This is a genomic window from Sphaerisporangium sp. NPDC088356, assembly GCF_040685555.1.
In the GTDB taxonomy this organism is placed as follows: Bacteria; Actinomycetota; Actinomycetes; order Streptosporangiales; family Streptosporangiaceae; genus Sphaerisporangium.
This window is the reverse complement of sequence record NZ_JBFBIK010000078.1, coordinates 1-12,652: the sequence shown is the minus strand read 5'-3', so window position 1 is coordinate 12,652 and position 12,652 is coordinate 1. Positions and strand designations below refer to the sequence as shown.

11 protein-coding genes, 4 tRNA genes and 1 pseudogene are annotated in these 12,652 nt (G+C 70.0%); 9 read left to right on the top strand and 7 right to left on the bottom strand.

What is annotated here, in order from left to right; all coding sequences use genetic code 11:
• Positions 1–84: 84 nt before the first annotated feature.
• From AB0O34_RS25115 to AB0O34_RS25100, 4 genes are all read right to left on the bottom strand, one after another.
• The gene (locus AB0O34_RS25115; protein WP_363919231.1) at positions 85–288 is read right to left on the bottom strand and encodes a hypothetical protein; all 204 of its coding nucleotides are present in this window, start codon (positions 286–288) and stop codon (positions 85–87) included.
• A 147-nt stretch (positions 289–435) separates the two neighbouring features.
• Positions 436–1,389, bottom strand: a complete 954-nt coding sequence (locus AB0O34_RS25110; RefSeq protein ID WP_363919228.1) for a pirin family protein — start codon at positions 1,387–1,389, stop codon at positions 436–438.
• A gap of 47 nt (positions 1,390–1,436) precedes the next feature.
• Positions 1,437–3,257: a glutamine--fructose-6-phosphate transaminase (isomerizing) gene (gene glmS, locus AB0O34_RS25105; protein WP_363919225.1), complete on the bottom strand. Its 1,821-nt coding sequence runs from the start codon at positions 3,255–3,257 to the stop codon at positions 1,437–1,439.
• Positions 3,258–3,275: 18 nt separating this feature from the next.
• Positions 3,276–3,551 (bottom strand): hypothetical protein, encoded by a 276-nt coding sequence (locus tag AB0O34_RS25100; RefSeq protein WP_363919224.1) that lies wholly within the window; start codon positions 3,549–3,551, stop codon positions 3,276–3,278.
• Positions 3,552–3,805: 254 nt separating this feature from the next.
• Here AB0O34_RS25100 and AB0O34_RS25095 point away from each other — a divergent pair.
• From AB0O34_RS25095 to AB0O34_RS25075, 5 genes are all read left to right on the top strand, one after another.
• Positions 3,806–3,878 (top strand) — tRNA-Gly (locus AB0O34_RS25095).
• 10 nt (positions 3,879–3,888) lie between these two features.
• Positions 3,889–3,959: transfer RNA gene (locus AB0O34_RS25090), tRNA-Cys, on the top strand.
• Positions 3,960–4,033: 74 nt separating this feature from the next.
• Positions 4,034–4,106 (top strand) — tRNA-Gly (locus tag AB0O34_RS25085).
• 15 nt (positions 4,107–4,121) lie between these two features.
• Positions 4,122–4,193: transfer RNA gene (locus tag AB0O34_RS25080), tRNA-Val, on the top strand.
• A 132-nt stretch (positions 4,194–4,325) separates the two neighbouring features.
• Entirely contained in the window at positions 4,326–5,084 is a 759-nt protein-coding gene (locus AB0O34_RS25075; RefSeq protein ID WP_363919222.1) for a DUF2071 domain-containing protein, read from the top strand.
• A gap of 24 nt (positions 5,085–5,108) precedes the next feature.
• On the opposite strand, the gene AB0O34_RS25070 is transcribed toward AB0O34_RS25075, so the two are convergent.
• On the bottom strand, positions 5,109–6,296 hold the full coding sequence (locus AB0O34_RS25070; RefSeq protein WP_363919220.1) for an ROK family protein: 1,188 nt from the start codon (positions 6,294–6,296) through the stop codon (positions 5,109–5,111).
• A gap of 180 nt (positions 6,297–6,476) precedes the next feature.
• Between AB0O34_RS25070 and AB0O34_RS25065 the strand changes: the two genes are divergently transcribed.
• Genes AB0O34_RS25065 through AB0O34_RS25055 form a run of 3 tightly spaced genes read left to right on the top strand, consistent with a single transcriptional unit; the run spans position 6,477 to position 9,519 of the window.
• Positions 6,477–7,700 (top strand): ABC transporter substrate-binding protein, encoded by a 1,224-nt coding sequence (locus tag AB0O34_RS25065; protein ID WP_363919218.1) that lies wholly within the window; start codon positions 6,477–6,479, stop codon positions 7,698–7,700.
• A gap of 17 nt (positions 7,701–7,717) precedes the next feature.
• The gene (locus AB0O34_RS25060; RefSeq protein ID WP_363919216.1) at positions 7,718–8,683 is read left to right on the top strand and encodes a sugar ABC transporter permease; all 966 of its coding nucleotides are present in this window, start codon (positions 7,718–7,720) and stop codon (positions 8,681–8,683) included.
• Positions 8,680–9,519: a carbohydrate ABC transporter permease gene (locus AB0O34_RS25055; protein WP_358556769.1), complete on the top strand. Its 840-nt coding sequence runs from the start codon at positions 8,680–8,682 to the stop codon at positions 9,517–9,519. The genes AB0O34_RS25060 and AB0O34_RS25055 overlap by 4 nt, the downstream gene beginning before the upstream one ends.
• Before the next feature lie 7 nt (positions 9,520–9,526).
• Here the strand turns inward: AB0O34_RS25055 and AB0O34_RS25050 are convergent, their stop codons facing one another.
• Positions 9,527–10,528, bottom strand: a complete 1,002-nt coding sequence (locus AB0O34_RS25050; protein WP_363919214.1) for a hydroxyacid dehydrogenase — start codon at positions 10,526–10,528, stop codon at positions 9,527–9,529.
• Positions 10,529–10,752: 224 nt separating this feature from the next.
• Between AB0O34_RS25050 and AB0O34_RS25045 the strand changes: the two genes are divergently transcribed.
• Positions 10,753–12,585: a DUF2264 domain-containing protein gene (locus tag AB0O34_RS25045; RefSeq protein WP_363919212.1), complete on the top strand. Its 1,833-nt coding sequence runs from the start codon at positions 10,753–10,755 to the stop codon at positions 12,583–12,585.
• Here the strand turns inward: AB0O34_RS25045 and AB0O34_RS25040 are convergent.
• Positions 12,579–12,652 (bottom strand): annotated as a pseudogene (locus AB0O34_RS25040) (helix-turn-helix domain-containing protein); the annotation flags it as partial. The gene AB0O34_RS25045 and the pseudogene AB0O34_RS25040 overlap by 7 nt on opposite strands.

Here is a 12,652-nt window from a genome sequence, read left to right as displayed (position 1 = left end):
CGAGACCGAGCCGCGGTAGCCGACCCCCACCGTCTCGATCGGCGCGGACGCCGGGTCACCGGGCGACATGAGCCGGCGCAACGCTCACACGTACGTCTTGAGGTTGCCCCGAGCGGAGGGCGGTGGCGCGTCGTCCCACAGGTAGTCCACGAGCCGGCCGGCCGGGATCACCCTGTTGGCGGCCGAGAGCAGGGCGGCGAGAACCTGGTGGTGCTTGGCGCGCACGACGTGGATCTCTTCGCCCTTGGCGTCGCGGATCCGCACAGGACCGAGGAGCCGGAAGTCCACCGCCGCCTCCACATTGAGACTTGAGACGCCTAGATCTTAGGCACGTCCCCCTCACACAGCAAGATCAGCGAGTCGGGCGAGTGCTCCGATCTCCAGGGCCCGTGCGGGGGTCTGCCATCCGCCGGAGGCCGCCCGCTAATGGGAGTCCTACCTGCGGCGACCTCGGGGTTTGAGCGGGGTGCCCGGCAGGGCCGGGGCGGGGAGCGGCGCGCCTTCGAAGCCCTCGACGGTGCCGAACTCCACTCCCTCCGACCACTCCTTGCGGAACCGTTCGATCTCCTCGTGGCTGCGCCCGACGAAGTTCCACCACATCACGATCTCCTCCTCGAACGGCTCGCCGCCGAGGAGCAGGACCCGGCTCGGCCGCCGGGCGCGGAAGGCCAGCTCGGAACGGCCGGACCCGAGGTAGAGGAGAGGACCGGGATCGAGACGCACCCCGTCGGCCTCCACGCCCCCGGACAGGGTCAGCGCGGCGTACTCGAAGTCCGGACGCACGGGGAGGCTGATCGTCGCCTGGTGGTCGAAGGTCATCTCGGCGCCGACCAGAGGGGTGTGGATCCGCGCCGGTGACGACAGCCCGCCGAGCTCCCCGGCGATCACGGTGACGGCGACCCCGGGCAGGTCCAGCACCGGCAGCACCGGATGGTGTTCGAAGGAGGGGGCGGCGTCGCGGGAGCCGCCGGGAAGCGCCACCCACAACTGGACCCCGTGCAGCACCGTCTCCCCCGGCGACTCCTCCGAATGGGAGATCGCGCGGCCCGCGGTCATGAGGTTCAGCTGACCGGGGCTGATCAACTGCTCGCTGCCGACGCTGTCGCGGTGCAGCACCTCGCCTTCGAGCAGCCAGCTCACCGTCTGCAGACCCGTGTGCGGGTGCGGCGGCACCCGCATGCTCGCCGGCTCGGGCCCGTAGTGGTCCACGAAGCACCAGGCCCCGACCATCCGGCGTTCCCGGTTGGGCAGGGTCCTGGTGACCTTCATGCCTCGCGGTCCGCCCAGGACCACGTCGCGGCCGGTGAGCAGGTCGCGCGCCGGCCCCTCCCCCGCCTCGCCCCGGCCGCCGCACACCGTCTCACGCGGGTCCCGCTCCAGGTTGCTCACCCGACGACTGTACGACGCGCGCGCCTCACGTCCGTACGGGCGCGGTGCTACTCGACCGTCACGCTCTTGGCGAGGTTGCGGGGCTTGTCGACGTCGCGTTCGAGGGCGACGGCCGCGTGGTAGGCCAGCAGCTGGAGGGGGATCCCGAGCAGGATCGGGTCCAGCTCGACCTCGTTCTTCGGCACCACGATCACGTCCTCCACGAGCTTGCTGTCGGGCAGGCGGTGACCCACCATGAGCACCTTGCCGCCACGGGCGCGGATCTCGCCGAGCGTGGTGAGGTTCTTGTCGAGCAGCTCGTCGTCGGGCACGATCGCCACGGTCGGCATCTCGGGGCCGATGAGCGCCAGCGGGCCGTGCTTGAGCTCGCTCGCCGGGTACGCCTCGGCGTGCACGTACGAGATCTCCTTGAGCTTCTGGGCGCCCTCGCGGGCGACCGGGTAGCCGCGCACCCGGCCGACGAACATCATGCTGGGGTGGGTGGCGTACTTGTGGGCCAGCGCCTCGATGGCGTCGCTCTGCTTGACGATCTCCTCGATCTGCTCGGGCAGCTTCCGCAGGCCCTCCACGATGCGCCGCCCGTCGGCCGGCGACAGGTCGTGGACGCGGCCGAAGTGCAGGGCGATCAGCGCGAACGCCACGGCCGTCGAGGTGAACGCCTTGGTGGAGGCCACCGAGACCTCGGGCCCCGCGTGCAGGTAGACGCCCCCATCGACCTCGCGGGCGATCGCGCTGCCGACCGCGTTGACGACGCCGAGCACCCGCCCGCCCTTGCGCTTGAGCTCCTGGACGGCGGCCAGGGTGTCGTAGGTCTCCCCCGACTGGCTCACGGCGACGTACAGCGTGTCGTGCTCGACGACGGGGCTGCGGTAGCGGAACTCGGAGGCCGGCTCGGCGTCGGCGGGGATGCGGGCCAGCTCCTCGATGAGCTGGGCGCCGATCTGGCCCGCGTAGTACGCCGAGCCACAGCCGATGATCTTGACGCGGCGGAACGCGCGGGTCTCGCGGGGGTCGAGGTTGAGGCCGCCGAGGTGGGCGATGTTGAACCGGGCGTCGAGGCGCCCGCGCAGCGTGCGCGCCACCGACTCTGGCTGGTCGGAGATTTCCTTGAGCAGGTAGTGCTCGTAACCGCCGGTGTCGTAGTGCCCGGCGTCCCAGTCGACGGTCAGCGGCTCCTTGGAGGTGGCGCGGGCGTCCATGGTGAAGGTGTGGAAGCCGTCGGCCTTGAGCACGGCCAGCTCGCCGTCCTCCAGGTGGACGACCTGGCGCGTGTAGCGGACCAGGGCGGCGACGTCGGAGGCGCAGAACATCTCCTTTTCACCGATGCCGATGACGATCGGGCTGCCGTTGCGGGCGACGACGATCTCTCCGTTGCGCTCGGCGTCCATGACGGCGATGCCGTACGTGCCGACGATGCTCTTCAGCGCCTTGCGGACCGCGTCCTCCAGGGAGTCGGTCTCCTGCGCGGTGCGGGCGATGAGGTGGGCGAGGACCTCGGTGTCGGTCTCGGAGAGGAAGACGGCGCCGTCGGCGACCAGTTTGGCGCGCAGCTCGTCGGCGTTCTCGATGATCCCGTTGTGGACGACGGCGATGCGCTCCTTGCCGTCCAGGTGCGGGTGGGCGTTGACGTCGTTGGGCACGCCGTGCGTGGCCCAGCGGGTGTGGCCGATGCCGAGGCCGCCCTTGAACCTCGCCGGCACGACCGCGGCCAGATCGGCGACCCTGCCCTTGACCTTGCGTACCTTCAGACCCTTGTTGTTCACCACGAGACCGGCCGAGTCGTAGCCTCGGTACTCCAGGCGCTGCAGACCCTCGAGCAGGATCGGCGCCGCATCCTTCGGCCCGATATAAGCGACAATTCCACACATATAGATCTCCTTGGTGCGCTAGCCGTACACAATGCGGCGGAGTTGGCGCAGGGACAGCTCTGGTGCCGCGACGCGGCGGGCGGACAGCTCGGCCGCGATAGCGGGAAAGATCTGCTCGTTGGTGAGACCTCGGGCCTTCATCTCCCCGTGGCGGCGACGGACGAACTCCTCGACGGACTCGGAGAAGTACGCCACGACCTCGGCCACCACGCGCGTGGCCTCCCCGGGCCCGAGCGACGTGGTCCGGGTCAGGTGAGCGATCAGATCCTCATAGGGATGCCGTGCCGTTGACACAGGCAGGGACTTTACGCAGGAAAGAGATGACACGCCAAGATTCCTGCCCGATTTCGGGCAAGATATGCCCTCAAACGCCGCCGAGGTGTCCCTGGGGGCGGCCTCGGCCATCGGTTCACACGCACGCCAACTGCGCGTACGGGAATGCGATAAACCTCGCGATCACCTACGCCTCGCGCCGTGGACTGCGCACACCGGGTCTCCGGACGCGCTAGAGTCTTTGCGTGACCGGGGATCGTTTCCCCAAGGTTCACGCGGACGTGGCTCAGCTGGTAGAGCATCACCTTGCCAAGGTGAGGGTCGCGGGTTCGAATCCCGTCGTCCGCTCGAAGATCCTGGTGGAGTGGCCGAGAGGCGAGGCAGCGGCCTGCAAAGCCGCGTACACGGGTTCAAATCCCGTCTCCACCTCGGCGGGATCTCGCACCTCCGGGATCCGGTAAAGTTGGACAGGCATCACCCGGGTACGACTTCCGAGTGATCATGCGGACGTGGCTCAGCTGGTAGAGCATCACCTTGCCAAGGTGAGGGTCGCGGGTTCGAATCCCGTCGTCCGCTCTGATTCCTCATCGAGGGCGATTAGCTCAGTGGGAGAGCGCTACCTTGACACGGTAGAGGCCACTGGTTCAATCCCAGTATCGCCCACCCCCCGATACCCCAGGTCACAGACCTGGGGTTTTCGCTTTCCCCAGGTCACCGGCCCGGGGTTTCGCTTCCCCCCAGGCCGCCGGCCCGGGGTTTCGCTTCCCCGGGTGCGGGTTCTGGGAGGCTGGCACTGTGCCGCACACGCCCTTTGTCCCGGAACCCGTCACGGCCGACCCGCCGCGCACCACGCCGCGCCCTCTGCTCACCCAGTCGTGGCTTGACATGGCCTTCCTCCACTGGGCGGCCGGCCCGGCGGACGTGGCGCCCCTGCTTCCGGCGGGAACCGTGCCCGACACCCTCGACGGGGTCACCTACGTCGGCCTCGTCGCCTTCCGGATGCACCGCATCGGGTGGCTCCGCCTCCCCGGCATCCCCTACCTGGGCACATTCCCCGAGACCAACGTCCGCCTCTACTCGTTGGACGCCCACGGCCGGCGCGGGGTGGTCTTCCGCTCGCTCGACGCCTCCCGCCTGATCCCGGTGCTGGTCGCGCGAGCCGCCTTCCGGCTCCCGTACGTGTGGTCCCGGATGGCCATCCGCCACGACGGCGACACCATCGCCTACACCAGCACCCGGCGCCGGCCGGGGCCGCGCGGCGCGCACAGCCGCGTCATCATACGGACCGGCGAGCGCATCGAGGAGCCCACCGAGCTCGAACACTTCCTGACCGCCCGCTGGGGCATGCACAACGACTTCTTCGGGCGGCCGATGTACCTGCCCAACACCCACCCGCGCTGGCCCCTGCACCGAGCGGAGCTGATCGCCTGCGACGAGAACCTGGTCGCGGCGGCGGGACTGCCCTCACCCGCCGGAGAACCCGCGAGCGTCCTGTACTCCCCCGGCGTCCCCGTGCGCTTCGGCCTCCCCGCCCGAGCGTCACGGCGTTCCTGAAGACCCACAGGGAAGGCGGGCCGGTCAGCCGGTGGCGGTGATGCGGGCGGCCGGGGTGGCGTTGAGGAACTCCTCGATGACCAGGGTGGCGGCGCCGAGCGCCACGGCGTCGGGGCCGAGACGGCCGAGCACCAGAGAACTGGCGGCGTACGGCTGCGCGAGGGAGTTCTCGGCGACCACGTCGCGGATCTCGGCCAGCAGGGTCTCACCGAGCAGGAGCCCGACCCAGCCGCCGATGATGATGCGCTCGGGATTGAGCAGGTTGACCAGATTGGCCAGGCCCACCCCCAGGTAGCTCACCGTCTCCTCCACCACGGGTGAGCGCGAGGCCAGCACCCGGGTCAGCTCCTCCTGCCAGCCGGCCTTCTGCGTGGAGACCCCGGCCCTCTCGAGGATGGCCTCGGCGCCGATGTAGGCCTCCAGGCACCCGCGCCCGCCGCACCGGCACGGCCGTCCCCCCGCGACGATCTTGGTGTGTCCCCACTCGCCGGCGCTGCTGCTCACCCCGTGGAAGGTGGCGCCGTCGGCGACGACGGTCGCCCCCACGCCCGCGCCGATCAGGACGATGACGGCGTTCGCCGCGCCACGGCCGGACCCGAACCACAGCTCGGCCTGGCCCATCGCCTTGGCCCCGTTGTCGACGTGCAGGGGGAGCGAGGTGCCGGCACGCAGGAGCGCTCCGAGGGGCACGCCGTCCCAGCCGAAGGCCTTGGCGTGGATGAGCACGTCGGTGCCGCGCTCCACGATGCCCGGGACGCCGACTCCCACGCCGAGGACCCGCTCGGGGGGCACCCCGGCGTCGGAGAGCACCACCTCGATGCCGGCGAGGATGTGCATGGCGACCAGCTCGGGGTCGTGGCGGGCCGGCCTCAGGGTGTACTCGACCTTGGCCCGCTGGTGCATCTCCAGGTCGAACAGCTCGACGCGCACGTGCGTGTCGGAGACGTCGACGCCGATGGCGTAGCCGTACTGGGGGTTGACGCGCAGGAGCACGCGCGGGCGCCCGCCGTCGGAGTCGACCTGGCCGGCCTCGATGATGATGTCGTCGCCCAGCAGGCCGCCGGTCATGGTGCTGACCGTGGCGGCGCTCAGCCCGGTGAGCACGGAGAGGTCGTTGCGGCTGGCCGGCCCATCGAAGTACAGCGTGCGCAGCAGCATGGCGCGGTTGCCTTTGCGGACATCGCGCAGCGTTCTGCGCTCGGGCCTTGCCATGACGTACCTCCACGAGTTCACGGCCATGTTAGTTCCGAAGGCGAAGGAACCCGTCACGTACGGGTCCGGTAGAGCCTGAGATGGCCCGATAGCCGTGTTACCAAAGCGTTTCTCAGAAGTGCTGACCTTAATTCGATACTTAGATTATCTTCTGTGAAACCCCCCATGAAGGAGAGCGAAATGATCAGGAGAGTGACAGGGACGGCCGCCGCGATGGCGCTGCTCGCCGGGCTCACCGCGTGTGGCGGTGGCGGCTCCGGCGGAGCGGCGGCGACCACCACGCTGACCTACTGGATGTTCCAGGACCGCACGCCGCAGGCCGGAGAGGTGGTCGAGAAGCTCCGTACGGACTTCGAGAAGGCCAACAAGGGCGTCAGCGTCAAGATCGTCAAGATCCCGAAGGACGACTACAACACCAAGCTGGGCAGTGCAGTCGCCAGCGGTTCGGTCCCGGACGCGGGGACCCTCGACCAGCCGCTCGTCGCGCGCTACGCGCTCGACGGCACCATCAGGGAGATGCCCGCCGGCACGATCGACGAGAAGGCGCTGTACGCCGGGGCCCTCGACACCAACCGCGTCAACGACAAGCTGTACGGCGTGCCGATGGACCACACCACGGTCGGGCTCTTCTACAACAAGAAGCTCGTCCCGACCCCGCCCAAGACGTGGGACGAGCTGAAGCAGATCACGACGCAGATCCACCAGAAGGACCCGAAGATCGCCGGAATGGTGGTGCCGAAGGGCGACGGCTACGGCGGCTGGATGTGGCCGGGCTTCGTGGCCGGCGCCGGCGGCCAGATGGCGGACATGAAGGCCAAGAAGATCCTGTTCGACCAGCCGCCCGCCGTCGAGGCGCTGCAGCTCTGGGTCGACCTGCTCAAGTCCTCGCCGAGGGAGATCACCGACTCCGACAAGCCCTTCGAGAACGGCCTGGCCGGCATGATGGTCTCCGGCCCCTGGGACGTGGCCAACATCAAGGACCAGTTCCCCGACCTTGAGTTCAACGTCGCCCCGCTGCCGTACAAGACCGAGCCGGCCGGCAACATCGGCGGCGAGAACGCGGTGGTGTTCACCAAGGGCAAGAACGCCGACCTGGCCTGGAAGTGGCTGGCCTACCTGACCAACGCCGACAACAACACCAAGCTGGCCCAGGCGCTCGGCGGTTTCCCGACCAACATCGCCGCCGCCGAGAGGGACGCCGCCACCTTCGGGACCGAGCAGGCCGCGTTCCTCGAGCAACTGAAGGTCGCCCAGGCCCGCCCGCCCGTGCCGGAGTGGATCCAGATCAACGACGAGATCATCGCCCCCGCGATCGAGTCGGCGGAGAGCGGCAAGGCCACCGCCCAGCAGGCCCTCACCGCCGCCGCGGACAAGACCCGCACCCTGCTCGGCTGGACCGGCTGACCGAGAGGCAGGCAAGCGTGGCAACTCCAGTGGTGGCCGAGAAGCCCACTGTGACGCCCCCGCCCGGGCGGCGCCGCCGCCCGGGGTTCGGGCGGAGCGATCGCGTCATCGGCTGGCTCCTGATCGCTCCCGCGATGGTGTACTTCATCGTCTTCCTGCTCTATCCGGCGCTCGCCGCCCTGTACTACAGCTTCACCGACTGGGACCTGCGCTCCGCGCCGAACTGGGTGGGCCTGACCAACTACACCGACCTGCTGTTCGACGACGCCAGGTACCCGCACTTCTGGCAGTCGGTGAAGGTCACCCTGCAGTACACGCTGATCGCGGTGCCGCTGACCATGGGGAGCGCGCTGTGCCAGGCCCTGCTCATCAACGCCGTCCGCAGGGGCTCCAACGTGTTCAGGCTGCTGCTCTTCCTGCCCGTGGTCACCGCCGAGACGGCCGTCGGCGCGATCTGGCGCTGGCTCTACGATCCGCAGTACGGCCTGATCAACGTCTTCCTCGGGCTGTTCGGCATCCCCCGGCAGAACTGGCTCAACACCCCCGAGCTGGTCATTCCGGCTCTGGCGTTCATCGCGGCGTGGCAGTGCGGCATCTCGATGATCATCTATCTGGCGGGGCTGAAGGGCATCCCGTCGTCGATCCGCGAGGCGGCGATCATCGACGGCGCGGGGCCGGTCCAGCGGTTCTGGAGGGTGGTGGTCCCGATGCTCAGGCCCACGACGTTCTACCTGCTGGTGACCGGGGTGATCGCGGCGCTGCAGGTGTTCGGCCTGGTCTACGTCATCTTCTCCGGTGGTGGCGGCAGGAGCGTCACCGGCGGGCCCGAGCAGGCGGGACTGACCTACGTGCTGCACCTTTACCTGTTCGCCTTCCGGTACGACGCGATGGGCGCGGCCTGCGCGATGTCGTTCATCCTGCTGGCCTTCATCATGATCATTACCGCGCTGCAGTTCAGGTTCGTCAAGCAGGAGGTGTCGTGAGAACGCTACGGCTCTCCCCCATCTACGTCGCGCTGGTGCTGCTGGTGCTCGTGTCGGTCGTCCCGTTCGTGTGGATGCTCGCCACCTCGTTCAAGCACGGCCCGGACGTCTACACCAAGGTGCCCAGCCTGCTCCCGCTGGACCGCAAGACCGGCGAGTGGTCGCCCACGCTGGACAACTACGAGCACGTCATCCAGATCGGCGGGCTCGGCCGCGCGTTCCTCAACAGCGTGTGGGTCTGCCTGATCCTCGTGCCGGCCAAGCTCCTGGTGGACGCCCTGGCCGCCTACGCCTTCGCCCGCATCCCCTTCCCCGGCAGGGACAAGCTGTTCGCCGTGCTGCTGGCGGGCATGATGGTGCCGACGATCACCCTGCTGGTGCCGCGCATCCACATCACCCAGGCGCTCGGCATGTTCGACTCCGGATGGGGCCTGATCCTGCCGAACGTGGCCTCGGTGCTGGACATCTTCCTGCTCCGCCAGTTCTTCCTGACGCTGCCGGGCGAGCTTGAGGAGGCGGCGCTCATCGACGGCGCGGGCCGGATGCGGATCTTCTGGAAGATCGTGCTGCCGCTCTCCAAACCGGTGCTCGCGGTCGTCACGATCACCAGCTTCATCTTCCACTGGAACGACCTGGTGTGGCCGCTGGTCGTGCTCAACGACCCCGACCTGTACACGCTGCCGCTCGCCCTGCAGCAGCTGGCCAGCAGCGAGTCGGGCCGCGCCTACTACATCATGGCGGGGGCCGCGCTGGCCGTCATCCCGGTGATCATCGTTCTGATGGTGTTCCAGCGGCGGATCATGGAGGGAATCGCCTTCAGCGGGCTGAAGAGCTGAACATGTCTCAGGCGGTGATGGGCAGCGCCTCGGGGTCGACCGGGTGCAGCAGGGGCTCGCCGGCGGCGAGCCGGAGCACCTCCTCGGCCGCAGCGGCGCCGAGCCTCGCCACCTCGTTGCCGAGCGACCCGGCGACGTGCGGGGTGAGGACGACGTTGGGCAGATCCCACAGGGGCGAGCCCGCCGGGGGCACCTCGGGCTCTGTGACGTCGAGCACCGCCGACAGCCGCCCCGCGACGAGCTCGGCCACCAGCGCGTCCTGGTCGACCAGCGACCCGCGGGCGGTGTTGAGGAGGGTCGCGCCGTCGCGCATCGCCGCCAGCCGCCGCGCGGTCACCATGCCTCGCGTCTCGGGGGTCGCGGGAGCGTGCAGGGACACCACGTCGCTGAGCGAGAAGATCTCGTCGAGCCCGACGAGCCGGGCCCCCAGCGCGGCGGCCGTCACCGCGTCGGCGTGGGGATCGGCCAGCAGCGGCGAGAGGTCGAAGGGACGGAGCAGCTCCAGCACCCGCCTGCCGATCCGCGACGCCCCGACCACCCCGACCACCCTGCCGTGGTTGCCGACGTCGTCGCCGCGCCCGATCAGCGCCAGGTCCTCGCGCCGCGCGTGGTACTCCCGGGCCAGGGCGGGGACGGCCTTGTTGGCCAGCAGGATCATCGCCAGCGTGTACTCGGCCACGGGCACGGCGTTGGCCGCCGCGGCGGAGCTGACCTGGATGCCGCGGGCGAACACGGCGGGGCCCAGATGACCCTTCACGGTGCCGGCGGCGTGGACGACCGCCCGGAGGCCGGGAGCGTCCCGCAGGGCTTCTTCGTCGAGCGGCGGGCTGCCCCAGCCGGTCAGCAGGATCGTGGCCCGCCGCAGGCGTTCCCGCGCCCCGGGCGAGCGGAACTCGGTCAGCGGCGAGGCCAGGTCGATCTCGGCCACCGCGCGAAGGCGGGCGGCCACGGCGGGCGGGAACAACCTGCCGGGAAGACCAGGGTTCATGGCCAGCTCGACGACCGTCATCGGCCCGCCTCCACCGCTGCCGGCCGGTACTCGCACTCTCCGCGACGAACAGTCATGCGGCGGATTCTATGTTTAAACTAAGTAACAAAAGAAGCCCTCCGAAACTCCGCCGCCAAGAGCGTCCACCCCTTCCATAAGGATCTTAAACTAAGTATTGACAAGATCGCGGTGCGGAGGCCAGTCTCAGTCAGAAGCCAATGTCACCTGGGATGGAGAGCTACCGGATGCAGAGGATCCGGCCGGCCGTGCCGCGCGACCGTGAGGACCTGCGCCGGCTCGTACGCGGGCTGACCGAGCCGCTGATCCCCCACTTCAGCCCGGGTGGTGCCCGGCTGCGCATCGGCGAGAACGCCGCGCACCACTCGGACGACGCCGCCGAGCTGGAGTCGTTCGCCCGCCCGCTGTGGGGGCTCGCGCCGCTGGCGGCCGGCGGGGGCTCGTTCGACCATTGGGAGCCGTGGCGCCGGGGGCTGGCCGCCGGCACCGACCCCGGGCACGAGGAGTTCTGGGGCCAGGTCACCGGCATCGACCAGCGGCTTGTGGAGAGCGCCGCCATCGGCCTCGCGCTCGCGCTGACCCCCGAGACGGTCTGGGACCCGCTGAGCGGCGGAGAGAGGGACAACCTGCGGTCCTGGCTGCTCAACGCCATCGCCGCCGAGCACGCGGACAACAACTGGGGGTTCTTCCCGGTCCTGGTAGGGCTCGGCCTCGATCGCGTCGGCGTCGCCTACGACCGGATGCCCAACGCCGCCCGCCTCGATCGGCTGGAGTCCTTCGCCCTCGGGCGAGGCTGGTACAGCGACGGCCCCACCGCCCAGCGGGACTACTACGTTCCGTTCGCGATGCATTACTACGGCCTGATCTACGCGGCGCTCGCCGGGGAGCGCGACCCCGGCCGCGCCCAGCGGTTCCGCGAGCGCGCGGCCGAGTTCGCGCTCGACTTCCAGCACTGGTTCGCGTCCGACGGAGCGGCCGTCCCCTTCGGCCGGAGCCTCACCTACCGCTTCGCCCAGGGCGCGTTCTGGGGCGCGCTCGCGTTCGCGGGTGTCGAGGCCCTGCCCTGGGGCACGGTCAAGGGCCACCTGATGCGTCACCTGGGCTGGTGGCTGCGGCGGCCGATCCAGGATCCCTCCGGGCTGCTCACCCTGGGCTACGGCTACGCCCAGCCGGCGCTCACCGAGCAGTACAACGGCCCGGGCTCTCCCTACTGGGCGCTCAAGGCGTTCCTCCCCCTCGCGCTGCCCGCCGGGCACCCCTTCTGGACCGCCGAGGAACGGGCCGCGCCGCCCCTGCCTGTGGTCAGTGACCAGCCCGAGGCGGGCGTCGCGCTGATGCGCTGCGACGAGGGCCGCCAGGTCGTCATGCTGAGCGGGCAGCAGCATCACACCTGGGTGCGCAACGGCGCCGCGAAGTACGCCAAGTTCGCCTACTCCACCACCTTCGGGTTCAGCGTGCCGAGCGGTTCGTGGGGGCTGGAGCAGGCGGCGCCGGACAGCACCCTGGCGCTCAGCGAGGACGGCGTCCACTGGCGGCCCTGCGAGGTGCCACGGGACTCCACGGTGCGCGACGGGCTCCTGCACCTGCGATGGACCCCATGGCCGGACGTGGAGGTCGAGACCTGGCTGATCGCGTGCCCTCCCTGGCACATCCGGGTGCATCACCTGTCCACGGGGCGGCATCTGAGGTCGGCGGAGGGCGGGTTCGCGCTGGACCGCGACGTCCCCTTCGGCCTTGTGGACACCGGCCCCGCACGCGCCCGGGTGTCCTCCCCCTCGGGAACGTGCGTGATCGACGACCTCGCCGGCGCCCGGACCGGACGGCTCGTCCAGGCCCTGCCCGGCACCAACGTCATGGCGCCCCGCACGGTGATCCCCACCCTGACCGACGCCCACGCGCCCGGTGAGCACCGGCTCGCCTGCGCGGTGCTGGGCGCGGTGGACCCGCCGCCGGCCGAGGGGTGGCCCGCGTCTCCCACCTCGGAGGCGCTGACCGAACTGCTCTCCCGCCACCCGGGCCCCGAGGCCGCCCGGCTGCTCGCGACGCTCCGCGTGTTGTAGACCAGGCGGACGCAGCCGAACGTCCGGGCAAGCTCCTCGGCCTGCCCGGGGGTCGGATAGAAACGGT